This window comes from Geomonas oryzisoli (genome assembly GCF_018986915.1).
In the GTDB taxonomy this organism is placed as follows: Bacteria; Desulfobacterota; Desulfuromonadia; order Geobacterales; family Geobacteraceae; genus Geomonas; species Geomonas oryzisoli.
Genome location: NZ_CP076723.1, coordinates 3,727,687 through 3,749,769, shown reverse-complemented (window position 1 = coordinate 3,749,769; position 22,083 = coordinate 3,727,687). Strand labels below are relative to the sequence as shown.

Below are 22,083 nucleotides of genomic sequence, written 5' to 3'. Positions count from 1 at the left end.
CATGACAGAACGAAGAAAAGAAACACTGGTTATCCTTGGACTTTTTGCACTGCTGATAATGCTTTTCTCTAGGATCCTCTTCACCCATCAGATAATTCGAGCCCCTGATATCCTCAATGAGTTCTACTGGGGGGTCCGTAGCATGTCTGACCAACCCTTAGCAAAGCTGCTGAGCGTAAATCTGTCCAGTGCTGGTTGGGATATGTACACCAACTCAGGGTTTACCAACGAGGGAGGGGGGGTTGCAGGAAACTTCTTGTTTACCCAGAAGTTGATCTTCTGGCTCTTTCCGCGTCCGGCCAGCATTGCCTGGTACATTGTTTTTCACTTCTTTGTTGGGGCTGCTGGTGTCTACTGTTACTGCCGGCTCATCGGGGCGAGCCGCTTCGCCTCTTTCCTCGGCGGACTGATTTTCGTCGTGGCGCCGGAAAATGCCTCACTTATCAATGCTGGGCACGTGATGAAGATAGCTACCATCTCCATCACTCCCTGGGCCTTCTACTTTTTCGAGCGAGGACTTCAAAACAAGCGCGTCATATTTTTTCTTACCTCAGGGATTGTCCTTGCTTTCCAGTTTTTCCATGGGCACTGGCAGGTTGCATACTACACCTGTCTCGCCATCGGCGTGTATGGTATTGCCCGTTCGGTGGGAATCATTGTGAAGGAACCCGGAGGGAAGAAGGAGATCATGAGGCTGCTGGGCCTCAACACGGTGCTCCTTGTTTTCTTCCTGACTACTGTATCCATTTCTTTGCTGCCCCTTGCCAACTGGGCAAAAGACACCAACCGGAGCGGCAATGCTGGCGGCCGCGTTACTGCTAGCGCTGGTGATGTCCGCCAAACAAACGCCGTGATGAACAGGGAAGAAGCGATGTCGTGGTCGCTCCCCCCAGAGGAGATCGCTGCGTTTGTCATTCCCGGGATGTTCGGCCTGTCTCGGCAGGAAGGCGGTGAAAACCCGAAGAACATAGAGTCTTATTACTGGGGCAGGATGGTTTTCACTCAAACCGTGAGCTACATGGGACTCCTGCCATGGCTTTTGTTGCCCTTGCCGCTCATCTTCCGGCGCGACCGCTACACCTGGCTCGCGCTGTCGGCTGTGGTGGTGGGGATCCTGTTTTCGATGGGGAAATATACCCCCTTCTACAACCTGCTCTTTGACTACTTCCCCGGCATCAACCGGTTCCGGGTGCCCAAGATGATCATGTTCATCCCGGTTATGGGGCTTGGTGTTCTCTCCGCGCTCGCGGTTGATCTCCTGCTCGATCCGGCGGTGCGCACCAGCCGCGCCTTCAAGCGCTATGTCATCGGGGTGGTAGTACTTCCGATAGTGCTGCTGGTGTTGGTCGGCGTGGAGGTGACCACCGGCAACTTCTGGGTCAACAAGTTCATCGACATCATCGGCCAGCCGACCCGATACGAGCCGCAGAGCGACAAACTCGTGCTGCAGCGTTGGAACAACCTCATCAACGAGACATGGATCGCCGCAGGTCTTGCCGCCATCTTCGCCGTGGTTTTTGCCATGTACCAGCGTGGCAAGCTGGCGGCCAAGATGCTTCCCTTCGTGCTGATCGGCCTGTTTCTGGTGGATACCGGCAGGGTCAACTCTAAGTTCATGTTTTTGGTGGACGAGCCGCATAAGGCGGCCACTGTGCAAGCGCCCGATATTGCTTTTCTGGCTAAGCAACCTAAAGAGTTCCGTGCTCTGCCCCTCGGAGGGGATCCGATGCCGTACATCGCTTCGCGGATCCCTGTGATGTTCACCTCCAATCCAGTACAGCAGCAACGCTGGCAGGAGTTTTTGGATAACTTCAACCTCGCCTCCACGATGCCCGACATCCTGAACGTGCGCTACGTGGTGGCGACCAAGGAGCAGTACGAGCAGGACAAGGCAGCGCTCGCGGGCAAGTACGTCCCGGTCTTCACCTCTCCCAACGGCGCGATGATGGTGCTGGAGAACAAGACCGTGCTGCCCAAGGCGTGGCTCGCTCCGGTGGCGGTGCAGGTTCAGAATCCGGCCGATGTTCTGGGTGCGCTGCAGAATCCGCAGTTCCAGCCCAGCATCATTGCCATCGTCGAGTCCCCCCCGCCGATACCGATGTTGGGTCCCGGCGCCACGCTGCCGGGTACCGGCCCCGGGCAGGTGCGTATCAACAAGTACGAGGCGGAAAAGATCGATCTCGACGCCGCGGTGACGATGAACTCGATGTTGGTGATGGGCGAGAAGTACTACAAGGGGTGGAAGGCGACCGTTGACGGCAAGATCGCGGAGATTTATCCGGTGAACCACGTGTTGCGCGGAATATACCTCACCCCGGGCATGCACAAAGTCGAGATGGTCTTCGATCCGACGCCGTTCAAGATCGGCAAGTACCTGACCCTGGTCTCCTTCGCCGTCTTCGCCCTCTTCCTCGGGCGCGAGGTGTGGCTGGCGCGCCGCGCGAAAGGGGCGGGGGCTTAAAAAACTGTGTCACGCAAAGCCGCCAAGACGCAAAGAAAGCCTGATGCCCTTGATTTCTGTCTTTGCGCCTTTGCGGCTTTGCGTGAGTAAGCAGCTGTGGATGTTGAATGCAGAACCTAAATTCTGATTTGGAAACTTTGGACGAGTTGTCCGGGTATGACTTGCGGATCATACAGCCGCGACATGGATACCGGTTCTCGGTGGACCCGCTGCTCTTGGCGGACTTCTCCGGGGTCCGCGACGGCGAGTCCTGCGCGGACCTCGGCACCGGCTGCGGGGTGATCGCGCTGCTCCTGGCACGCCTGGCACAAAACTCGTCGGTGACGGCGATCGAGTTCCAACAGGTGATGGCTGACATCGCTAACCGCAACGTCGCGCTGAACGGCCTCACGGAACGGGTACGCATCGTCGAGGATGATGTCCTGTCGCTGAAGACGCATTTCCCGGTGGATAGCTTCGACCTGGTAGTCTCCAATCCCCCCTACCGCCGCCCCGGTACGGGTAAGATCAGCCCCCGCGCCGGACGCGACGAGGCCCGCCACGAAACCAGTGCCACGCTGGCCGATTTCCTGGCTGCGGCTAAGTACCTCGTGAAACCTTCCGGTCGCATCTGCCTCATCTACCATACCTGCCGCCTGGCGGAGTTGATGGCGCAGGCTGCCGTGCAAAAGCTCGCACCGCTGAGACTGCGCATGGTGCACGGCAACAGCTCGATGGATGCCAGGATGTTCATGATCGAGTTGGCTAAGGGGAGAACGGGAGAGCTGAAGGTGGAACCGCCCCTGATGGTCAGAGGCGAGGGGAGCGGTTATTCGGAAGAAAAGCTGAGAATCTATAGAGGCAGGGGCTAGGGACTGGGGGCTAGGGGCTAGTAAAGGCAAAACCAGGAGGCGGACCATGGATGTTCGCAGCTACCGTGACTTAAAGGTGTGGCAGGTTGGGGTGGAACTGGTTGGGCAAATTTATGAAATAACACGCTCGTTTCCCAAATCTGAAGTCTTTGGTTTAACCAGCCAGATACAGAGGGCTGCAGTCTCGGTACCCTCCAACATCGCAGAGGGGCACGCTCGCGGCTCGCGGAGAGAGTTTCTTCATTTTCTGACGATCAGCTTGGGTTCTCTGGCTGAGTTGGAAACTCAGCTCCTGATAGGGTCCAGGGTGGGGTATTTGGAGGCGGTCATACTCGACGGTCTTCTGCGGCAGTGCGACGAACTGGGAAGGATGCTGCGTTCGCTGCAACGTTCACTGCAGTCGAAGGCGTAGGTTAGGGTGACAGGTTTTGCTAGCCCCCAGCCCCTAGTCCCTAGCCCCTGTGTTCTTTGTCTCTGCGGATCAGGCTCTCGAAGATGGCGCGCAGTTCAGGGTCCGCGGCAGACTCGGCCTGCTCCTTGGCCCAAGCTTGCTCCTCCGCACTCAGTTCCCGCCGGACGGGTTTCTTGATGCTGGTGGCGGCCGGCTTTCTGACTTTGCCGCTCTTGAGCTGGATCTCTTTGACGAGTTCCTGGTCCAGGGCTTCGTTCACCTTGGTGATCAACTCTTTCTTCAGGTAGGTGAGTTGCTGCAGCCAGGGAGGACTGTCGACGTGGAGGGTGAGGGTGCCTTCGCGAAAGGCTGCGGGCTGGGCATGCGCGGCGATCTTGTCGCCGACGGCTTCGTCCCACACTTCCCAGATGCGCCCCTCCTTGAGCCTCAACTCGGCGGGGGTGCCGCGCAAAAGGGCGGTGAGAAGATCGGTGACCGGGGCCGGCCGCTTCATCTTGGGACGCTTACTGCTCTTCGTCAACGGGGTGTCTCTTGCGGTACATCCTGCCGCCGATGATCTGCCCGAACACTGCGCTGGATATGCTGAAGGGGATGAATCCCCAGCCGAGTCCGGTCTTGATACGGAAGTAGATGATGGCGGGGATGGAGATGTGGACGTAGAAGTACCAGCCGAAGGAGAACTTCGGATAGGACTGTCTCTGGTACCCCAGGGGGATGTTGATCAATGTGGCCACAACCATGAGTGCAGCTGCGTAAAGCACTGTTTCCATGTTTACCTCTCGGGTGGGTAATACTATGGGTTTGACCTCCCTTTGTCAATGTGCTTCTATTGCTTTGCTTTTCAACCAGGATAAGGAGTTGCTGTGATAAAAGACGGAGATTTCGTGGCCATCTTCAATTCCATCCACCGCGTGATGGAGGCGGAACGGCTCTTGAAGGATAAACAGCTCAAAATACTGCTCATCCCGGCGCCGCGCGCTCTCGCCGCCGACTGCGGTCTGGCGATCAGGTACGCCGAGGACGTGCGGGGCGAGGTCGAGGGGGCTCTTGCCGCTGCAGGGCTTTTGCCGCGCGACCTGTACAGAAAAAACGGAGACAGCTTCGTGAAGATAGGAGACGAGAATGAACAAGCTTGACGTGAGGGGGATGGCGTGCCCGTTGCCGGTGGTGCAGGTGAAACGGGCGCTCGAGTCGGCGCAGGGTGAGCTGCACGTGCTCTTGGACGACGGCGCGCCGCGCGAGAACGTGAAGCGCTTCGCGCAGGGGCGCGGCTACCAGGTGCACGAGGAGCAGTTGGAAGACGGCTTCGCCTTCACCATCACCGGCCCCGGCGTCACGGCTGCGCGCGAGGCGATACCGGCCCCTGCCGTCGCCGCCGGCCCGACCGTCATGCTGATCGGCTCGGACCGGATGGGGGACGGCCCGGAGGAACTGGGGCGCATCCTGATGAAGAACTTCATCATGACGCTTTTGGAGATGAACGAGCTGCCCGACCGGATCTTCTTCGTCAATACGGGCGTCCTCCTCGCCGCCGAAGGGTCCGAGGTGGTCGAGACGCTGAACGAGCTGGGCAACCGCGGCGTCGAGGTGCTCTCCTGCGGCATCTGCCTCGACTTCTTCAAAAAGAAGGAGACGCTGGCTGCGGGAGGGGTGACCAACATGTTCACCATCGCCGAAACCATGCTCTCGGCACGCTCGGTGGTGCGGCTGTAAAAACCATTGGCCACGGAGCAGATCTGAGAAAATCTGAGAGAGAGAAAGTTCTCAGTTTTTCTCCGTGGCTAACGGTTTGGCTTTTTCATTGTTGCTAAAGGTTTTAGCTTGACAATTTGTGACTATATTTACTAAAGTGACTCTCTTGCCGCGGGATACCTGTGCGCTTTTGCCGGCCCGTGCGATTTTTTAGTCAAAATAAATTCGTCATTTCGGTGACTTATAGGTTTATAGATGTTTGCGACTCTTTCCGATAAACTCGACCTGGTCTTCAAGAAGCTCCGCGGCCAGGGGGTGATGACTGAAGACAACGTTAAGGACGCGCTGCGCGAGGTCCGTCTTGCGCTGCTGGAAGCCGACGTTAATTTCAAGGTCGTCAAGGACTTTATCGAAAAGGTGCGCACCCGTGCCATCGGCACCGAGGTGCTGCAGAGCCTTGCCCCCGGGCAGCAGGTGATCAAGATCGTCCACGACGAGCTGGTGCTCCTCATGGGCGGCAGCGAGGACAACTCGCTGGACCTGGCGGCCAAGCCGCCGGTGGCGATCATGCTGGTCGGTCTGCAGGGCGCCGGTAAGACGACTTCGTGCGGCAAGCTGGCCAAGTACCTCAAGGCGCAGAGGAAAAAACCGCTGCTGGTTCCGGCCGACGTGTACCGCCCGGCCGCTATCGAGCAGTTGAAGGTGCTCGGCCGTCAGCTCGACATCGAGGTGTTCGGCTCGGAGGCGACCCAGAAGCCGCTGGATATCTGCCGCGACGCACATCGCTACGCGACCCTGAACGGTTTCGACGTCGTCATCTTCGATACCGCCGGCCGCCACCAGATCGACGATTACCTGATGGAGGAGCTGGAAGGGATCCGCGACGAGCTCGCCCCGCGCGAGATCCTGTTCGTCGCCGACGCCATGACCGGCCAGGAAGCGGTCAACGTGGCCCAGGGCTTCAACGACCGCCTCGGCATCACCGGCGTCATCCTGACCAAGCTCGACGGCGACGCCAAGGGCGGCGCGGCGCTTTCCATCAAGGCGGTCACCGGCAAACCCGTTAAATTTGTGGGCTTGGGCGAAAAGCTGGACGCGCTGGACGTGTTCCACGCCGACCGCCTGGTTTCCCGCATCCTCGGCATGGGCGACGTCCTTACCCTGATCGAGAAGGCGCAGGCCACCTTCGACGAGAAGGAAGCCGAGCGTCTGCAGCAGAAGATGAAGAAGAGCGGGCAGTTCGACCTCGAGGACTTCAGAAACCAGCTGCAGCAGATCAAGAAGATGGGCTCGCTCGAGTCGATCATGAACCTGATCCCCGGCATGGGGAAGGCGATGAAGCAGATGCAGGGCGCCCAGCCTTCCGAGAAGGAGCTGAAAAGAATCGAGGCCATCATCGATTCGATGACTCCCAAGGAGCGCGCCAACCATACCATCATCAACGGCAGTCGCCGTCTGAGGATCGCCAAGGGTAGCGGCACCAGCGTTCAGGAAGTAAACCAGCTTCTGAAGCGTTTCACGGAAGCTCAGAAGGTCGTCAAACAGTTACAGAAGATGGGGCCGAAAGGTCTTATGAAAGGGATGAAAGGCATGGGTAAAGGGATGCTCCCCTTTTAAGCCGTTTGCCTTTGACTATTGCACCAACTCAGATACAGTTACCAGAATCGTAAACACAATACACGCAATGGCGGATCTCAAGGATCCGAGAATACCAGGAGGAAGAAATGGCAATAAAGATCAGACTTGCACGTGCGGGCGCTAAGAAGAAACCCTTTTACCAGGTAGTAGTTGCTGACTGCCGCAGCCGCAGGGACGGGCGCTTCATCGAGAACGTCGGTACCTACGACCCGAACAGGAACCCGGCGGTGTACAACCTGGAAGAAGGGAAGACTCTGGAGTGGCTCGGCAAGGGCGCTCAGCCGACCGACACCGTCAAGCAGATCCTGAAGAAGACCGGCATCTGGGAGAAGTTCGTCGCCCCTGCCGCTTAATATCTCTTAGTACCGGCCAGCCGGCATCCCACACTACAGAGGATAGCGACATGAAAGAGCTTGTTGAGACCATCGCCAGGGCACTCGTAGACGATCCCACCCAGGTGAGAGCAACCGAGGAGTTGGAAGAAGAGACCAACGTAATCAAGCTGACCGTCGCAAAAGAGGACATGGGGCGTATCATCGGCAAGGAGGGTCGCACGGCTAAAGCGATCCGTACTTTGCTCAACGCTGTCTCAACAAAGGATAACAAGAAAGCCATCCTTAAAATCGTAGAGTGATAGATGTCCGGTAGTAAAAAGTTATTGATTGGCAAGATCCAGGGTACACACGGGATCAGGGGACAGTTGCGGGTCATTCCCTTTGCGGGGGATGCTTCGAGTATCTCGCAGTTAACGTGCGTTTTCATCAAGTCTCCGAAGGGGGCCATGGAAGAGTTCTCCGTGGTTTCCGCAAAGCCCAACGGCAAAAGGGTCATCCTGACCCTGAAGCCGTTTGACAACATCAACCAGGTGCTGCACCTGGTCGGCAGCGAGATCTACGCCGACCGGGTGGCGCTCCCGGAACTCCCCGACGACGAGTTCTACTGGTCCGACCTCCTGGGGCTCCAGGTTGTGACGTCGGACGGGGAAGCGCTGGGAGAGCTGGTCGATATCATTGAAACCGGCAGCAACGACGTCTACGTGGTCAAACACGACGGGCGCGAGGTGCTTATCCCCGCGCTCGAGGACGTCGTATTGTCTGTTGACCTGGCGGCAGGTCGCATGACGGTCTCTCTTCCCGAGGGGCTGCTCGATCTATGAAATTCGACATCCTGACCCTGTTCCCGGCCATGTTCGAGGGACCGCTGACCGAGAGCATCCTGAAGCGCGCAAGCGACAAGGGGCTCATCGAGATCGGCCTGCACAACATCCGCGACTGGGCGTTGGACAAGCATGCCACCGCCGACGACTCGCCTTACGGCGGGGGCGCCGGGATGGTGATGAAGGTCGAGCCTCTTTCCGGCGCCATCGAGGCCGTCAAGGAAAAGCGGCCGGGTTCGAAGGTGATCCTCACCACACCGGGAGGGCGACCCTTCACGCACCAGGTGGCGCAGGAGCTTTCCCGAGAGGAAGGGCTCATCATCATCTGCGGCCGCTATGAAGGTGTCGACGAGCGGGTGCGTACCCTGTTCGTGGACGACGAGATCTCCCTGGGCGATTTCGTGCTGACCGGCGGGGAGATCGCCGCCATGGTGATCGTCGACGCGGTGTCCCGGCTGGTGCCGGGGGTACTGGGGCACGAAGAGTCGGCCCAATACGATTCATTTGCAGACGGGCTTTTGGAGTACCCGCAGTACACGAGGCCTCCCGAATTCAGGGGTGAGAAGGTTCCCGACATCCTCCTTTCCGGCAACCATGCCGAGATCGCCAAGTGGCGCAGGAAGGAGCAGATCAGGCGAACACTCGCCTCACGTCCCGAGCTCCTCGACGGGATCGAGTGGAGCAAGCAGGACAAGAAACTTCTGAAAGAGCTGGGGCTGGACCCCCACGTTAAGGCGAAGCCGGCGAACCTGTCCGCCGAAGCTTTAGCGAAGGCGGAAGGCGGAACCGCATGACCTCGGCTGCTAATTTCAGCATGGCGCTGATCCACTTCCCGGTGTACGACAAGCACAAGGACGTGGTGGCGACCTCGGTAACCAACCTGGACATCCACGACATGGCGCGGTTGACCCGGACCTTCGGTCTGGCCCGCTACTACATCGTGACCCCGGTTGAGGAGCAGATAAAGCTCGTTGAGAAGGTGCGGGAGCACTGGCTCACCGGTTGGGGGTCCACCTACAACCCCAAGCGGAAGATGGCCCTGGAGACGCTGCAGTGCGAAGAGTCGCTGGAGTCGACCATCGCGGACATCGAGAGCCGCACCGGGCGCAGGCCCAAGGTCGTCGTCACCGGCGCCTCCGGCAGGCCCAACAGCGTGACCTTCGCCGAGCTGAAGGATCTCATCGACGCGGACCCCGAGCAGCCCTACCTGCTGCTTTTGGGAACCGGTTGGGGGCTCATCGAGCAGGTGTTCAACAAAAGCGATCTGGTGCTGGAGCCGATCAAGGGGGCGGGTGAGTACAACCACCTCTCGGTACGTTCCGCGGCATCGATCATGCTGGACAGGCTTTTCGGGCGCTAGGCGCCAAGCGGATAGATTGGTAGTCGAGGTAACGCAGGTTCACTGTCAGTATTAAGTCTTATGACTAGAGGTTCCAGATAAGGGAGGAAGTACCAAATGAACAAGATTGACGCAATTGAAATGGCACAGATGAAGAAGAACATTCCGGTTTTCGTTCCGGGCGACACCATCAAGGTGCAGGTAAAGATCGTCGAGGGTGACAAGAGCCGTATCCAGGCTTTCCAGGGCGTGTGCCTCGGCCGTCAGAACGGCGGTATCCGTGAGTCCTTCACCGTGAGGAAGATCTCCAACGGCGTCGGCGTCGAGAGGGTGTTTCCGCTGCACTCGCCGTCCATCGAGGCGATCGAAGTTGTGACCCGCGGCCAGGTTCGTCGTGCGAAGCTGTACTACCTGCGCAAACTGCGCGGCAAGGCTTCCAGGATCAAGGAAAGGAAGTACGTCGCCGCCCAGTAATCGGCACGCCGTATCAAAAAGCCCCGGTCCGGCGACCGGGGCTTTTTTTGTTCAAACCAAGACGAGAACCATCAGCCACGGAGAAAATCTGAGAAAATCCGAGAGAGGCAAAAGACTTCGGGTTTAACCCAAAAGTCTTTTTGGTTCTAGGTTTTCTCCGAAGTTCTCAGATTTTCTCCGTGGCCAATGGTTTTGGGTTTTATATGACCGGTCTCTTCGACACCCCTGATGCCCCCATCGACATGCTTGCCCTGGAAGGGCAGGCGCTGCGGCGCGGCTACGCGCGCATCGCGGGCGTTGACGAGGCCGGGCGCGGACCGCTCGCGGGTCCGGTCGTGGCCGCCGCGGTGATCCTCCCCACCGGGATCATTCTCCCCGAGGTGAACGATTCCAAGCAGCTCACCGAGGAGAAACGGGAAGAGCTCTTCGACGTGATCTATCGCGAGGCCCTGGCGGTGGGAGTCGGCATCGGCGATCACGCCCTCATCGATCGCATCAACATCCTGCAGGCCACGCTCTCCGCGATGAGCGACGCCGTGCGCGGCCTGAGCATCACCCCCGACTTCCTCCTCATCGACGGCATCTCCAGCGTCCCCATGAACATCCCGCAGCGCACCGTGAAGAAGGGGGACTCGCTGAGCCTTTCCATCGCGGCTGCATCCATCATTGCCAAGGTGACCCGCGACCGCATGATGCTCGACTATGACGCCCGGTTCCCCGGCTACGGCTTTGCCAGCCACAAGGGGTACGGCGCCGCGTCGCACCTGGCCGCCATCGCCGAGCTCGGCCCCTGCCCGATTCACCGCAGGAGCTTCAGCGGCGTCAAGGAACACTGTCCCGTCGAGCCCGGCGCTGCCTCCGACGCATCCACCGGTCTTTTCTCCTTCTAACCCCACTATTTTCCTATTCTCAGCTATCCGCTCACTGGACTTGCTGCTACACTGTTGTCTTGTTCACCGGACGGCACTAACTCTGCGGGGGCGGCTATGCCAGTCAGCAACAGCAACGGCTCTGTCGGCGGCACCGGCGAATCAATCGCGGCCACCTACCTCAAAGGGCAGGGCTTCAAGATAGTCGAGTGCAACTTCCGCTGTCCCTGCGGCGAGATCGACATCGTCGCGCGCGACGGGCGCACCATCGTCTTCGTCGAAGTGAAGTGCCGCAAGAACGACAACTACGGCCCGCCGCAACTCGCCGTGACGCCGTTCAAGCAGCGCCAGATCTCCAAGGCGGCGCTGGTCTGGCTCTCCAGGAAGAAGCTCTACGACGCCGAGGCGCGCTTCGACGTGGTGGCGATCATGCTGCACGACCACGACCTGCCGGACATCGAGCACATCCGAAACGCCTTCGATCTTGCGTATTAGTGTGTTCCTCCCAGTGCAATGTGTTCCCTCCCCCGGAGGGGGAGGGGTAGGGAGGGGGCGCGTAGCGGCTCTTTCAGGCTTCCCCCCCTCCCAACCTCCCCCCTCCGGGGGGAGGAGCCTAGCGGAGGAGGAGCCACGAAACTGCCATGTCGTACAGCATGAATCGCCATTTCATGAAATCACGAACGCTTCGAATGGCTTTGCGTTCCCAAGGTGGACCTTGGGAACGATATCAAATGGAACCATCCAAGGAGGAAACGTACATGCAGGTTGTCGCAGCAATCTACCGCCTCGCCATCTCCCTCTGGCTCGGAGGGGCCGCACTCTTCACCTTTGTCCTCACCCCCATCCTGTTCCGCTCCGAGAGCCGCGACGTGGCGGCACGCATCGTCGGACTCTTCTTTCCCGGCTACTTCCGCTGGGGCGTGGCCTGCGGCGTCATCGCCATCATCTGCCGCGTGGTCATGGCCGGCAAGGGGACCGTCCCCGCTGCCGTCATCATCGCCGTCATGCTGACGCTTTCTTCCATCCAGGCGTTCTACATCGAGCCCAAGGCCGCCGAGATCAAGAAGCAGATCCCTTCATTCGAGACCACCCCGAAGGAAGATCCCATGCGCCGCCAGTTCTCCAAGCTGCACGGCGTCTCCGCGGTCTGCAACCTCTCGGTCATCGCCGGCGGCGTGGCGCTGGTCATACTCCTCTAGCAGCAAGCTTTTGCTCCCTCCCCCGGAGGGGGAGGGCAGGGGAGGGGGCATCAGCCGCAAGCCCCCCTCCCGGCCTCCCCCCTCCGGGGGGAGGAGGAGAACCCCGTTGCCTTATTCAGAGCATTGAGGTTTACAAAGGCTCTTTCGCTGTGCTAGTAATGAGAAAAAAATTGCGGAGAAACTCATGGATTTTACCGTTGCCCTGGCCCAGATAAAGCCTAAGCTGGGCTGCCTGGACGACAACATGGCCCTCGCCGAGGCCGCCATCGAGAAGGGTATCGCCGCCGGCGCCGACCTGGTCGTTTTCCCCGAGTTGGCCCTTACCGGTTACTTCCTGAAGGACCTGGTGCCCGAAGTCGCGCTGCGCCTGGACTCCCCCCAGATGGATAAGCTGAAGAAACTTTCCGAGCGGATTTCCATCGCCATCGGCTTCGTCGAGGTCTCGGCCGACTTCCGTTTCTTCAACTCCGCGGTCTATCTCGAGGACGGCGAGATCCGCCACGTGCACCGCAAGGTCTATCTGCCGACCTACGGCCTCTTCGACGAGCAGCGCTACATGGCCCGCGGCGAGCGCTTCCGCGCCTTCGATACCCGCTTCGGCCGCATCGGGATGCTTATCTGCGAGGACATGTGGCACCTCTCCGCGCCTTACATCCTGGCTATGGACGGCGCCATGACGCTCATCTGCCTCTCCTCGAGCCCCGGCCGCGGCGTCACCGAATCCGAGGGGCTGGGCTCGGCCGCGGCATGGCAGAAGCTCACCACCACGACCGCCATGTTCCTCAACTGCCGGGTCTTCTACTGCAACCGCGTCGGCTACGAGGACGGCATCAACTTCTGGGGCGGTTCCGAGGCGATCGCGCCTTCCGGCGAGATGACCGACCGGGGCGCCATCCTCGAGGAGGACTTCGTGCTGGCCAAGGTGGACGGCGGCGCGCTCAGGCGCGAGAGGATCTTCTCCCCCATGATGCGGGACGAGAATCTGGCCATCACCGTGAAAGAGTTGAAACGCATCGACAGGGAGAAAGACTGCTAATGGGCGGGTTGACTGTTAATACGAAACTGTTGCGCCAGATCCTGGTCGGGTTCGTGCGCGACGAGGTCTACAAGGTCGGGGTACGCAAGGGCGTTCTCGGGCTCTCCGGCGGCATCGATTCCGCGCTGGTCGCCTACATCGCGGCCGAGGCACTCGGGCCGGAGAACGTGCACGCCTACTGCATGCCGTACCGGACCAGCAACCCGGAGAGCGAGGCGCACGCGAGGCTCGTCGCCGAGAGCCTGGGGATCAATTTCAAGGTCATCGAGATCACCCCGATGATCGACGCGTACTTCACGATCACACCGGACGCCGACAACATGCGGCGCGGCAACAAGATGGCCCGTGAGCGCATGACCATCCTGTACGACCACTCCGCGGCCGTGGGCGGGCTGGTGCTCGGCACCAGCAACAAGACCGAGCTGCTTTTGGGCTACGGCACGTTGCACGGCGACATGGCGAGTGCCCTGAACCCGATCGGGGACATCTACAAGAGCCAGGTCTGGGCCCTGTCCGAGGCGATGGGGGTGCCGAGCGAGGTGATCGAGAAGAAGCCCTCGGCGGATCTCTGGGCCGGGCAGACCGACGAGCAGGAGCTTGGTTTCACCTACCGTGAGGCCGATGAGCTTTTGTACCGGATGGTGGACCAGCGCATGAACCGTGAGGAGTTGATCGCCGCCGGGTTCGATCCCGCCTTCATCGACAACGTCGCCCGGAAGGTGCAGGGCTCCCACTTCAAGCGTCGTCTTCCCATCATCGCCAAGGTTTCCAACCGCACCATCGACCGCGACTTCCGCTACGCGCGGGATTGGGGGAAATAAAGAACCCGTTCAACGTTCAACGTTCGACGTTTAGACCTATTCCCGGTTTTAACATTGAACGTTGAACGTTGAACGTGTTTTGTCGTTATGCCCGGAACTCTCTACATAGTCGCCACTCCGATCGGGAACCTCGAGGACATCACGCTGCGCGCGTTGCGCATCCTCAAGGAGGTGGACCTTGTCGCCGCCGAGGACACGCGCCATTCGCGCAAGCTCCTCACTCACTTCGGTATCTCCAAGCCGCTTACCTCCTACTTCGACCACAACAAGGAACTGAAGGGGGACCAGATCCTGGACCGTCTGCGGGAAGGGCAGAGCGTCGCCCTCATCACCGACGCGGGCACCCCCTGCATCTCCGATCCGGGCTACCAGCTGGTGCGCGACGCCGTTGCGGACGGCATCTCCGTGGTCCCCATTCCCGGGGCCTGCGCCGCCGTCACCGCGCTCTCCGCCTCGGGGCTTCCCACCGACTACTTCAGCTTCGCGGGCTTCCTTCCCAACAAGCAGGGGAAAAGGCGGGAGCGGCTGCAGGCCCTCGCCGCGGAGCGGGCGGTGCTGATCTTCTACGAGTCGCCCAAGCGGTTGCTGGCAACCCTCCAGGACATGCTGGAGACTTTCGGGGATCGCGAGGTCGTGGTGGCACGGGAGCTGACCAAGATGTACGAGGAGTTCCTGCGCGGCAGGCTTTCCCAACTGGTTGCGGAGGTGGAAGCAAGGGAGATCCGCGGCGAGGTCGCCATACTGGTGGGCCCCACCCAGGAGCCGGAGGCGGATGACGGCCCGGGGATGGAGGAGCTGCTGCAGAAATACCTGGCCTCCGGCGAGATGTCGCTGAAGGACGCGGTGAAGCGGGTGACCCTGGAGACGGGCCTGCACAAGAGCGCGGTGTACGCGGAGGCGTTGAGGATCAAGGGGTAGGTGAAGCGGTAAGCCTCCCCCCTTTGCGAAGGGGGGCGGGGGGGATTTGTCTCTTCAGCGACGTCAAATCCCCCTAGATCCCCCTAAATCCCCCTTCGCAAAGGGGGACTTTACAGCTATTCGTCGTGGGCGGAAGTGGTCGCTGGGAACGCTCCCAAGTCTAAGGGGACTGGCACCTGGCGGAGCCAGTCCCCTTTTAACAGAGTCGGCTGCCGTTGGGAACCGCCCGTTCCGGGGCGGCCAGGACGATGTCGCCGTTCTCGTCGGCAAAGCCGGTGATGAGCACCTCGGAGAAGAAACGCCCGATCTGCTTCCTGGGGAAGTTGCATACCCCGATCACCTGCCGCCCCACCAGCTCCTCGCGCGTGTAGTGCTTCGTGATCTGGGCGCTTGACCTTCTCACGCCGGCTTCGCCGAAATCCACCACCAGCTTGTAGGCGGGCTTTCTCGCCTCGGGAAATTCCTCCACCTCCAGCACGGTCCCTACCCTCAGCTCCACCTGCTCGAAATCGTTCCAGGTTATCTCGGCCATGTCACTTTCCCTTGCCCGCGAAGAAGCGCTTGAAGGCGGCCACGGTGCGCTCCACGTCGGCGCCGTCGATGTCGAGATGGGTCACCAGGCGGATCACGTCGCCTCCCCCGATCAGGATCCCTTCGGCGGCTAACGCCTCACGCAGTTGCGGTGCGCTTCCGGCGGGCGGGGTGACGAAGAGGATGTTGGTGCGCGCCTGGCTCACCAGGAGTTCGTCGATGTGGCCCAGGCCGCTGGAGAGGAGTTCCGCGTTCTCGTGGTCCTCGGCGAGCCGCTCCACGTTGCGCTGCAGGGCGTAGATGCCAGCCGCCGCCAGGATGCCTGCCTGCCGCATGCCGCCGCCGGCCACCTTGCGCCAGCGGTGCGCGCGGTTGATCAGATCGGCGCTGCCGCACAGCACCGAGCCGACCGGCGCGCCCAGCCCCTTGGAGAGGCAGACCGACACCGAGTCGAAGTGCCGGGCGATCTCCCGCACCGGAACCCCGAGGTAGACGGCGGCGTTGAAGACGCGTGCGCCGTCGAGGTGCATGGCGAGACCCAATTCTTTGGCCACGGCCGCCGCTTCTGCGAGGTAGGGGAGGGGGAGCACCCGGCCCCCTTGGGTGTTCTCCAGGCAGAGGAGTCGGGTCACTGCATGGTGGTGGTCCGCCGGTTTCACGGCGCGGCGCACCCGGTCCAGGTTCAGCGTCCCGTCCTCCTCGAAGTCCAGGGGCTGGGGTTGAATACCGCCGAAGATGGCGCCGCCGCCTCCCTCCCAGCGGTAGATGTGCGCGTCCTGCCCGGCGATGTACTCGTCGCCGCGCCCGCAGTGGGAAAGGAGTGCGGTCAGGTTGCTCATGGTGCCGCTGGGGACGAAAATTGCCTTTTCCTTGCCCAGCAGCTCGGCCGCCATAGCCTCCAGCCTGTTTACCGTCGGGTCCTCGCCGTAAACGTCGTCCCCCACATTGGCTTCTGTCATCACCCGGCGCATCGCCTCGGAGGGGCGTGTTACCGTGTCGCTTCTCAGGTCTACTGTCTTCATCTGCTCCTCTGTATCCGGTGTTGAAGGTGTGTCCCAATAAAAGTCCCCCTTTGCGAAGGGGGATTCAGGGGGATTTGCTTTTATTTGGGGAGAGGCAATCCCCCCTGTCCCCCCTTTGTATAGACCGGAGACATAGGTTACACATGTTCGGAGACATGGGTGACACTTATTGCCAAGAAATTACTTCCCTCTTTGGAGGTGGGCATGCCTTGGCAAGAGGTGACGACCATGACCCTCAGGACAGAGTTCGTGATGTTAGCGATTCAAGACGGCAGCAATATTTCGCAGCTTTGTCGGCAGTTCAACATCAGCCGCGACAAAGGCTATAAGTGGATTCGTCGGTATAAGGAGCATGGAGATGCTGGCCTTTACGACTGCTCTCGACGCCCCCATAACAGTCCTGTACAGACTGATGTCTCCGTCGAGAGTGCAATCCTTGCGCTTAGAAAAGAGCACCCGGCTTGGGGTGGCCGTAAGATCAAGGCTTGTCTGGAAGCAGACGGGAAACAAGTGTTCCCTGCAGCTTCCACGATTACTGAGATCTTACGCCGTAACGGTCAGTTAGCCCCGGCAGAGTCCGCAAAGCACAGGGCTTTTATTCGTTTTGAGCATCCCCACCCGAATGCTCTGTGGCAGATGGACTTCAAAGGCCATTTTCTAACCCGTCAGGGCCGCTGTCACCCGTTGACGGTCCTAGATGACCACTCTCGCTACAACCTGGTGCTCCAAGCTTGTGGCGACGAGACAACTGCTAGCGTAAAGAATGCTCTTGTTGCCGCCTTTCGAAACTACGGATTGCCAGACCGAATGACCATGGATAATGGCAGTCCCTGGGGAGACGACGGAGAATACCAACTCACTGTGCTGACAGCCTGGTTAATCCGGCTCGGAGTAGGTGTGAGTCATTCACGGCCATACCACCCTCAGACCCAGGGTAAAGACGAGCGGTTTCACCGCACCCTGCTTGTAGAAGCAATAGCTGGTAAAAATTTCGACGATTTAGCTCAATGCCAACAAGCTTTTGACGAGTTTAGAGTCTTGTACAACTCAAAGCGGCCACATGAGTCATTAGGGCAAAAGCCGCCAGTTACCCGCTATCAGCCAAGTGCACGGATGTACCCAGAGGTGCCACCGCGAATCGAGTATGCGCCCGGTGATCACGTCCGAAAAGTGCAGGACAAAGGGATCGTCTTCTTCAAAGGCCAAGTGTTCAGGGTCTCCAGGGCGTTACGAGGGGAACCGGTTGCTTTTCGCCCCACGGATCAGGACGGAACATTTTTGATTTACTACTGCCACCACAAGCTCCGGGAGATCCGGATTGGTGAGAAAAAAGTGTCACCCATGTCTCCGAACGACTGTCACCCTTGACTCCGGTCTATACACCCTTCGCAAAGGGGGGGACGTTAATGCATCGGTTTCGTCGTTCCTTTGCGTCTTGGTGTCTTTGCGCCTTTGCGTTAAGGGGTGTGATTTCATCTGGCGGCGCGGAACCTGTTCTCCCACACCTTGTCCCCGGGGGTGGCGCTCACCCTGTGGCCGGGGTTCGCGGCCAGGTGGCGCAGGATCATGAATACCGTCTCCACATCTTCGGGGCGCGCCAGGGTCATGGCCATGTCCGCGCAGGTGAACTCCCGGTCCGGCTGCCGCCGCAGCATCTCCAGGATTTCTCCCTGCAGCTTGAGCACGGTACCGGCGGCTTTCTTGCCCGCCTCGACACCGGGTTGATGGTAGGCGTTCACGTTGATGAGCGAGGCGTACAGTCCGACCGCCCGCTCGTACAGCGCGATCAGCGCACCGACGCTACGGGGGCTGACCTCGCGGATGGTGATGGTAACCGATTCGCGATCCTTTTCATAGAGCGCCGACCTGGTCCCCTGGAAAAAGCCGGACAGGTAGTCTCCCGAGGTGGCTCCCGGTTCGACCAACATGGATGCCCCTTCCCGGTCCTTAAGTACTTCGATGAAGGTGACGAAGAAGTTGGCAACCCCTTCGCGCAGCTGCTGCACGTAGGCGTGCTGATCGGTGGAGCCTTTGTTGCCGTAGACCGTGATCCCCTGGAGCACCGTGTTGCCGTCGCGGTCCAGTTCCTTGCCCAGCGATTCCATGATGAGCTGCTGCAGGTAGCGGGAAAACAGGAGCAGCCGGTCCTTGTAGGGGAGGAGCACCATGTCGCGGGTCCCCTTGCCGCCGGTGGCGTGGAACCAGGAAAGGGCAAGGAGCGCGGCGGGGTTGTCCCTGGTCACGCGGCTGCGGGTCGCCTGGTCGCAGATTCCCGCGCCCGCCAGGAGCTGGTCGATGTCGATCCCCTGCAAGGCCGCCGGGAGGAGCCCCACCGCGGAGGTCACCGAGGTGCGGCCGCCGACCCAGTCCCACATGGGGAGCGTGCCCAGCCACCCCTCCTGCGATGCGGTACGGTCGAGCTCGCTGTCGCTGCCGGTAACGGCGACCGCGTGAGCGGCAAAGTGAAGCCCCGCCTTCTCGAAGGCCTGGCGCGCCTCGAGCATGCCGTTGCGGGTTTCCTTGGTGCCGCCGCTTTTGGAGATCACCACGGTCAACGTCCGCTTGAGCCCGGTGCCGATCTCGGCCAGCACCTTGTCCATGCCGTCGGGATCGGTGTTGTCGAAGAAAAAGACCTTCATGCGGTCCTGCGGGCCGCCGAGGCTGTCCGCCACGAACTGCGGCCCGAGTGCGGAGCCGCCGATGCCGACGATCAGCAGGTTTTCGAAGCGGTGCCCGTCGGGAGCGGCGATGTTGCCCTGGTGCACGGAGGAGGCGAAGGCCTTCACGGAGGCTAGGGTGGCGCGGATCTCTTCGGCAAGCTCCGGTGTCGGCGCCAGCTCCGGGGCCCTGAGCCAGTAGTGCCCCACCATGCGCTGCTCGTCGGGATTCGCCACGGCTCCAGCCTCCAGCTCGGCCATTGCTTCGTATGCCTTCTGCAGACGCGGTTCCATCTCATCGAGGTATGAGTCGGGAAAGTTCATGCGGCTGGTGTCGACGGTAAGGTCCAGTTCGGCATGGTGGTAGAGCCGGTTCTTGTAGCGCTCCCAAAGCTGCAGCTTTTGCATGTCCCCTCCTGTTTTGATTAGGGCGTTGCCCGCGTCTTTCTCATGTGCGTCGGGGCATGATAGCATAGATTAGTTTTTATTCAAGTCGGAGCGTGCTAGGCCTAAATTGCACAATCCCGGCGGCGATGTGCAAGTTGTGAACAACATTTTCGGCAGGGACCCGCTGCACGTCGCGCCGGCATGCGGGAATAATCGTGGAAAACCAGGCGCTTGGGCCCTGGTCCGTCGGCCGCCGGAATTGGTACGGCAGTTGAAACGGACAAGGTGCCATCAAAAATGAACAGCGGGCGCGGTCGGGTTCGCTGTTCGATACCGCGACTGGGAGGTGGGACATGGTGAGCAATCATAGAGGGGCCTGTACGGCAGGAGACGGGTTCGGCGCGATGGAGGTGGTGCTGGTCAAGCGGCAGCAGATTCCTGACGCGGAACGGATCGCCGTGGTGTTGACCGTGGCCTACGATCCGGATGTCTGGCATCTGTTGAATGAGGATATGGACAAGATCGCAGCCAACTTGATGAGGGTGAGAAAGATGAATACCGAACGCAAGATGCATGTCGATGAAAGCGCCCAGCTCTTCCAGAGAAGCCTGCAACCCTTTTTCACCCTGATCTCGGCGACATCCAGGGAGCACGTCATGGACAAGCTCTCGGTCTCGCTCAGAAAGGCGCTGCTGCTCATGGCCATGGAGCGTTACGACTGCAACCGGGAGAGGATGTGCCGCGCGTTGGGACTCACCAAGGCGAAGCTCGAAAAGGAACTGAAGCTGTGCGGCCTGGTGAACCAGGAGCAGCGCGCCGCCTGAAGCAGGGGGGCGGGGCCGTGACGGTCCCGCCCTTTCTTGCTGTATCTGCCCCCCGCACCCCTCCGTTTCCCCTGTCCGCGCCTCATCTTCGTAGACGAAATGCCTTGAATATTGAATACGGATTTGTTAGAGTGCTCCGTCGTTTCCCATTAAAATTCCCAGCCCTGCTGGTGCAGAAAAACGGCGCGATTTCGTGCCGTTAATAATTTCTAAGCCTAAGACAGCCCTAGTGCGAGTCGCAGAACCGAGGCCTTATTATGGATGCAGCGCTTGCCCTGATTGGGGAAGATCTCAAAAACGTGGAACTGCAGTTCAAGAAGGATCTGCAGTCGGATGTCCCGCTGATTCGCAAGGTGGGCGAGTACGTGCTTTCCAGCGGCGGGAAGAGGATCCGTCCGGCGCTGGTGCTTCTGGCGGCCAGGCTCTGTGGTTACGAGGGGAGCCGCAGCGTACCGCTGGCCAGCGTGGTGGAGTTCATCCACACCGCCACCCTGTTGCATGACGACGTGGTGGACAACGCGAACCTGCGCCGCGGTCTGGCCTCCGCCAACACCCTCTGGGGCAACGAAGCCTCGGTCCTGGTCGGCGACTTCCTCTTTTCCAAGTCCTTTTCGCTCATGGTGGCCGACGGCGACCTGGGCATCCTCAAGGTACTCGCCGACGCCACGACCATGATCGCGGAAGGCGAAGTGCTGCAGCTGGTCTGCACCAGCGACCTCGAGATCACCGTGGAGCGCTACATCGAGGTGGTACGCAGCAAGACCGCCATTCTCCTCTCTGCGGCCTGCGAGGTCGGCGCCATCCTCGGCGGCGTGGACCCCGAGCTCAGGCAGGCGGTCGCGGACTACGGCATGGACCTCGGCATCGCCTTCCAGCTCATGGACGACACCCTGGACTACACCGCCAGCGAAGAGCAGTTCGGCAAGAGCATCGGACACGACCTCGAGGAAGGGAAGATCACGCTGCCGCTCATCCACACCCTCAAGCAGTGCAGCGACCAGGAACGCGACTTCATCGCCGGCGTGGTGGAGAAGGACCTCCTCTCGGACGAGGATTTCGGCCAGGTGCTGGCCCTGGTGCAACGCTACGGCGGCATCGAGCACACGGTGGCTTCGGCCGGCGAGCACGTCGCCCTGTGCAAGAAGCACCTCGAGAAGTTCCCCGCGTCGGCCGCCCGTGAGGCACTTGCCGAGCTTGCCGACTACGTGGTGACCCGAGTCAAATAACCGTCCCGAGCCCCGTCATTTAGCGGCTTTCCCGCCATTTTTTCGGAAAACGACAGGCTTTTTTCTCGTTCACCTATTCTTAATGAGCATCGGTTACCCGGTGCTCATTTGTTTTCCTCAAGCCGGATTGCGCCTTTCCGCATTCGCCGGCTCCGCCCGCCCGGGCTTCCCTCCCCTTGGTGCAGTTCTTGCTGTTCAATCCATGTCTTCTATTCAGTGTTATGAAATTCCGGGGGGAGATGTGGACGAAGAGATGCTGTTGCACTCGTCTGAACTGGAAGTGAACGGAGAGGTGTTTAGTATAAAGATCTTCTGCAGCGCCGCCGGGCGCTTCTTCGCCAAGACCTGTCTGGGCGAGGACGATTTCATCATCACGGACGGGCCGTCGCTGCCTGAGACGCTGAAACGGCACGAAGACCTGCTCCCTCTGGCGATCGGCACCCGCGAGCTGACCCAAAGCTACTTCGGCGGCCCACGCAGGCCCCGGGGGCGTCGCCCCTAGCCCGACCGTGGCGCAGTTCATGCCCGGGCTGTCCACCCGGGGCAACAGTGGTACCGCTTGGCTTAAGC

Annotated in this window: 27 protein-coding genes; 22 read left to right on the top strand and 5 right to left on the bottom strand. The window is 60.3% G+C overall.

Going from position 1 to position 22,083, the window contains the following annotated elements:
- Position 1: 1 nt before the first annotated feature.
- From KP004_RS16490 to KP004_RS16480, 3 genes are all read left to right on the top strand, one after another.
- Complete coding sequence (locus KP004_RS16490; protein ID WP_216799520.1) at positions 2–2,461, top strand: YfhO family protein; 2,460 nt, start codon at positions 2–4, stop codon at positions 2,459–2,461.
- 107 nt (positions 2,462–2,568) lie between these two features.
- Positions 2,569–3,312, top strand: a complete 744-nt coding sequence (locus tag KP004_RS16485; RefSeq protein ID WP_216799519.1) for a tRNA1(Val) (adenine(37)-N6)-methyltransferase — start codon at positions 2,569–2,571, stop codon at positions 3,310–3,312.
- Positions 3,313–3,358: 46 nt separating this feature from the next.
- The gene (locus KP004_RS16480) at positions 3,359–3,724 is read left to right on the top strand and encodes a four helix bundle protein (protein ID WP_216799518.1); all 366 of its coding nucleotides are present in this window, start codon (positions 3,359–3,361) and stop codon (positions 3,722–3,724) included.
- Between the two features lie 40 nt (positions 3,725–3,764).
- Here KP004_RS16480 and KP004_RS16475 read toward each other — a convergent pair whose 3' ends face one another.
- On the bottom strand, positions 3,765–4,244 hold the full coding sequence (locus tag KP004_RS16475) for a DciA family protein (protein ID WP_367620739.1): 480 nt from the start codon (positions 4,242–4,244) through the stop codon (positions 3,765–3,767).
- A complete protein-coding gene (locus KP004_RS16470; protein WP_216799517.1) occupies positions 4,228–4,494 on the bottom strand; it encodes a hypothetical protein in 267 nt (88 codons plus the stop codon). Before KP004_RS16470 ends, KP004_RS16475 begins: the two co-directional genes overlap by 17 nt.
- Positions 4,495–4,587: 93 nt before the next feature.
- Between KP004_RS16470 and KP004_RS16465 the strand changes: the two genes are divergently transcribed.
- The 15 genes from KP004_RS16465 (at position 4,588) to rsmI (ending at position 14,866) form a co-directional block, all read left to right on the top strand.
- Positions 4,588–4,860, top strand: coding sequence for a putative Se/S carrier protein (locus KP004_RS16465; protein ID WP_199396909.1), 273 nt, complete (start codon positions 4,588–4,590; stop codon positions 4,858–4,860).
- Positions 4,847–5,437, top strand: coding sequence for a sulfurtransferase-like selenium metabolism protein YedF (gene yedF, locus KP004_RS16460; protein ID WP_216799516.1), 591 nt, complete (start codon positions 4,847–4,849; stop codon positions 5,435–5,437). Before KP004_RS16465 ends, yedF begins: the two co-directional genes overlap by 14 nt.
- Positions 5,438–5,671: 234 nt before the next feature.
- Positions 5,672–7,033 carry a signal recognition particle protein gene (ffh, locus tag KP004_RS16455; RefSeq protein ID WP_216799515.1) on the top strand — a complete coding sequence of 454 codons (1,362 nt, stop codon included), beginning with the start codon at positions 5,672–5,674 and terminating at the stop codon, positions 7,031–7,033.
- 107 nt (positions 7,034–7,140) lie between these two features.
- Complete coding sequence (gene rpsP / locus KP004_RS16450; RefSeq protein ID WP_216799514.1) at positions 7,141–7,407, top strand: 30S ribosomal protein S16; 267 nt, start codon at positions 7,141–7,143, stop codon at positions 7,405–7,407.
- A gap of 50 nt (positions 7,408–7,457) precedes the next feature.
- Positions 7,458–7,688: a KH domain-containing protein gene (locus tag KP004_RS16445; protein ID WP_183351105.1), complete on the top strand. Its 231-nt coding sequence runs from the start codon at positions 7,458–7,460 to the stop codon at positions 7,686–7,688.
- A gap of 3 nt (positions 7,689–7,691) precedes the next feature.
- Positions 7,692–8,210 carry a ribosome maturation factor RimM gene (gene rimM, locus KP004_RS16440; RefSeq protein ID WP_216799513.1) on the top strand — a complete coding sequence of 173 codons (519 nt, stop codon included), beginning with the start codon at positions 7,692–7,694 and terminating at the stop codon, positions 8,208–8,210.
- Positions 8,207–9,004 (top strand): tRNA (guanosine(37)-N1)-methyltransferase TrmD, encoded by a 798-nt coding sequence (trmD, locus tag KP004_RS16435; RefSeq protein ID WP_216799512.1) that lies wholly within the window; start codon positions 8,207–8,209, stop codon positions 9,002–9,004. Before rimM ends, trmD begins: the two co-directional genes overlap by 4 nt.
- Positions 9,001–9,570, top strand: a complete 570-nt coding sequence (locus KP004_RS16430; protein ID WP_216799511.1) for an RNA methyltransferase — start codon at positions 9,001–9,003, stop codon at positions 9,568–9,570. The genes trmD and KP004_RS16430 overlap by 4 nt, the downstream gene beginning before the upstream one ends.
- 96 nt (positions 9,571–9,666) lie before the next feature.
- A complete protein-coding gene (rplS, locus tag KP004_RS16425; RefSeq protein WP_183351097.1) occupies positions 9,667–10,023 on the top strand; it encodes a 50S ribosomal protein L19 in 357 nt (118 codons plus the stop codon).
- A gap of 203 nt (positions 10,024–10,226) precedes the next feature.
- A complete protein-coding gene (gene rnhB, locus KP004_RS16420) occupies positions 10,227–10,913 on the top strand; it encodes a ribonuclease HII (protein WP_216799510.1) in 687 nt (228 codons plus the stop codon).
- Between the two features lie 96 nt (positions 10,914–11,009).
- A complete protein-coding gene (locus KP004_RS16415; RefSeq protein ID WP_216799509.1) occupies positions 11,010–11,387 on the top strand; it encodes a YraN family protein in 378 nt (125 codons plus the stop codon).
- A 263-nt stretch (positions 11,388–11,650) separates the two neighbouring features.
- A complete protein-coding gene (locus tag KP004_RS16410) occupies positions 11,651–12,091 on the top strand; it encodes a DUF4149 domain-containing protein (protein WP_216799508.1) in 441 nt (146 codons plus the stop codon).
- A gap of 184 nt (positions 12,092–12,275) precedes the next feature.
- On the top strand, positions 12,276–13,127 hold the full coding sequence (locus tag KP004_RS16405; RefSeq protein WP_216799507.1) for a nitrilase-related carbon-nitrogen hydrolase: 852 nt from the start codon (positions 12,276–12,278) through the stop codon (positions 13,125–13,127).
- A complete protein-coding gene (locus tag KP004_RS16400; RefSeq protein WP_216799506.1) occupies positions 13,127–13,948 on the top strand; it encodes an NAD+ synthase in 822 nt (273 codons plus the stop codon). Before KP004_RS16405 ends, KP004_RS16400 begins: the two co-directional genes overlap by 1 nt.
- Before the next feature lie 87 nt (positions 13,949–14,035).
- Positions 14,036–14,866: a 16S rRNA (cytidine(1402)-2'-O)-methyltransferase gene (gene rsmI / locus KP004_RS16395; RefSeq protein ID WP_216799505.1), complete on the top strand. Its 831-nt coding sequence runs from the start codon at positions 14,036–14,038 to the stop codon at positions 14,864–14,866.
- 196 nt (positions 14,867–15,062) lie between these two features.
- On the opposite strand, the gene KP004_RS16390 is transcribed toward rsmI, so the two are convergent.
- Positions 15,063–15,398, bottom strand: a complete 336-nt coding sequence (locus KP004_RS16390; RefSeq protein WP_216799504.1) for a tRNA-binding protein — start codon at positions 15,396–15,398, stop codon at positions 15,063–15,065.
- 1 nt (position 15,399) lies between these two features.
- On the bottom strand, positions 15,400–16,419 hold the full coding sequence (ltaE, locus tag KP004_RS16385) for a low-specificity L-threonine aldolase (RefSeq protein WP_216799503.1): 1,020 nt from the start codon (positions 16,417–16,419) through the stop codon (positions 15,400–15,402).
- Positions 16,420–16,623: 204 nt separating this feature from the next.
- On the opposite strand from ltaE, the gene KP004_RS16380 reads away from it, so the two are divergent.
- The gene (locus tag KP004_RS16380) at positions 16,624–17,787 is read left to right on the top strand and encodes an IS481 family transposase (protein ID WP_216802350.1); all 1,164 of its coding nucleotides are present in this window, start codon (positions 16,624–16,626) and stop codon (positions 17,785–17,787) included.
- A gap of 104 nt (positions 17,788–17,891) precedes the next feature.
- On the opposite strand, the gene KP004_RS16375 is transcribed toward KP004_RS16380, so the two are convergent.
- Entirely contained in the window at positions 17,892–19,484 is a 1,593-nt protein-coding gene (locus KP004_RS16375; protein ID WP_216799502.1) for a glucose-6-phosphate isomerase, read from the bottom strand.
- A 332-nt stretch (positions 19,485–19,816) separates the two neighbouring features.
- Here KP004_RS16375 and KP004_RS16370 point away from each other — a divergent pair, with 332 nt between their 5' ends.
- The 3 genes from KP004_RS16370 to KP004_RS16360 all read left to right on the top strand — a co-directional run bounded on the left by KP004_RS16370 (position 19,817) and on the right by KP004_RS16360 (position 22,015).
- Entirely contained in the window at positions 19,817–20,287 is a 471-nt protein-coding gene (locus KP004_RS16370; protein WP_216799501.1) for a hypothetical protein, read from the top strand.
- A gap of 257 nt (positions 20,288–20,544) precedes the next feature.
- A complete protein-coding gene (locus tag KP004_RS16365; RefSeq protein WP_216799500.1) occupies positions 20,545–21,513 on the top strand; it encodes a polyprenyl synthetase family protein in 969 nt (322 codons plus the stop codon).
- Between the two features lie 241 nt (positions 21,514–21,754).
- The gene (locus tag KP004_RS16360; protein ID WP_239026836.1) at positions 21,755–22,015 is read left to right on the top strand and encodes a hypothetical protein; all 261 of its coding nucleotides are present in this window, start codon (positions 21,755–21,757) and stop codon (positions 22,013–22,015) included.
- The last annotated feature ends 68 nt before the right edge of the window (positions 22,016–22,083 follow it).

Bases quoted from the DNA above. Each gene is read 5' to 3' on its own strand.
- ltaE (WP_216799503.1), bottom strand. From the start codon at position 16,419: ATGAAGACAGTAGACCTGAGAAGCGACACGGTAACACGCCCCTCCGAG.
- KP004_RS16405 (WP_216799507.1), top strand. From the start codon at position 12,276: ATGGATTTTACCGTTGCCCTGGCCCAGATAAAGCCTAAGCTGGGCTGC.
- KP004_RS16470 (WP_216799517.1), bottom strand. From the start codon at position 4,494: ATGGAAACAGTGCTTTACGCAGCTGCACTCATGGTTGTGGCCACATTG.
- KP004_RS16430 (WP_216799511.1), top strand. From the start codon at position 9,001: ATGACCTCGGCTGCTAATTTCAGCATGGCGCTGATCCACTTCCCGGTG.
- KP004_RS16390 (WP_216799504.1), bottom strand. From the start codon at position 15,398: ATGGCCGAGATAACCTGGAACGATTTCGAGCAGGTGGAGCTGAGGGTA.
- rimM (WP_216799513.1), top strand. From the start codon at position 7,692: ATGTCCGGTAGTAAAAAGTTATTGATTGGCAAGATCCAGGGTACACAC.
- rplS (WP_183351097.1), top strand. From the start codon at position 9,667: ATGAACAAGATTGACGCAATTGAAATGGCACAGATGAAGAAGAACATT.
- KP004_RS16365 (WP_216799500.1), top strand. From the start codon at position 20,545: ATGGATGCAGCGCTTGCCCTGATTGGGGAAGATCTCAAAAACGTGGAA.
- KP004_RS16490 (WP_216799520.1), top strand. From the start codon at position 2: ATGACAGAACGAAGAAAAGAAACACTGGTTATCCTTGGACTTTTTGCA.
- trmD (WP_216799512.1), top strand. From the start codon at position 8,207: ATGAAATTCGACATCCTGACCCTGTTCCCGGCCATGTTCGAGGGACCG.
- KP004_RS16380 (WP_216802350.1), top strand. From the start codon at position 16,624: ATGCCTTGGCAAGAGGTGACGACCATGACCCTCAGGACAGAGTTCGTG.
- KP004_RS16370 (WP_216799501.1), top strand. From the start codon at position 19,817: ATGGTGAGCAATCATAGAGGGGCCTGTACGGCAGGAGACGGGTTCGGC.
- KP004_RS16445 (WP_183351105.1), top strand. From the start codon at position 7,458: ATGAAAGAGCTTGTTGAGACCATCGCCAGGGCACTCGTAGACGATCCC.
- yedF (WP_216799516.1), top strand. From the start codon at position 4,847: ATGAACAAGCTTGACGTGAGGGGGATGGCGTGCCCGTTGCCGGTGGTG.
- KP004_RS16415 (WP_216799509.1), top strand. From the start codon at position 11,010: ATGCCAGTCAGCAACAGCAACGGCTCTGTCGGCGGCACCGGCGAATCA.
- KP004_RS16375 (WP_216799502.1), bottom strand. From the start codon at position 19,484: ATGCAAAAGCTGCAGCTTTGGGAGCGCTACAAGAACCGGCTCTACCAC.
- KP004_RS16485 (WP_216799519.1), top strand. From the start codon at position 2,569: ATGCAGAACCTAAATTCTGATTTGGAAACTTTGGACGAGTTGTCCGGG.
- KP004_RS16400 (WP_216799506.1), top strand. From the start codon at position 13,127: ATGGGCGGGTTGACTGTTAATACGAAACTGTTGCGCCAGATCCTGGTC.
- rnhB (WP_216799510.1), top strand. From the start codon at position 10,227: ATGACCGGTCTCTTCGACACCCCTGATGCCCCCATCGACATGCTTGCC.
- rsmI (WP_216799505.1), top strand. From the start codon at position 14,036: ATGCCCGGAACTCTCTACATAGTCGCCACTCCGATCGGGAACCTCGAG.
- KP004_RS16480 (WP_216799518.1), top strand. From the start codon at position 3,359: ATGGATGTTCGCAGCTACCGTGACTTAAAGGTGTGGCAGGTTGGGGTG.
- rpsP (WP_216799514.1), top strand. From the start codon at position 7,141: ATGGCAATAAAGATCAGACTTGCACGTGCGGGCGCTAAGAAGAAACCC.
- ffh (WP_216799515.1), top strand. From the start codon at position 5,672: ATGTTTGCGACTCTTTCCGATAAACTCGACCTGGTCTTCAAGAAGCTC.
- KP004_RS16410 (WP_216799508.1), top strand. From the start codon at position 11,651: ATGCAGGTTGTCGCAGCAATCTACCGCCTCGCCATCTCCCTCTGGCTC.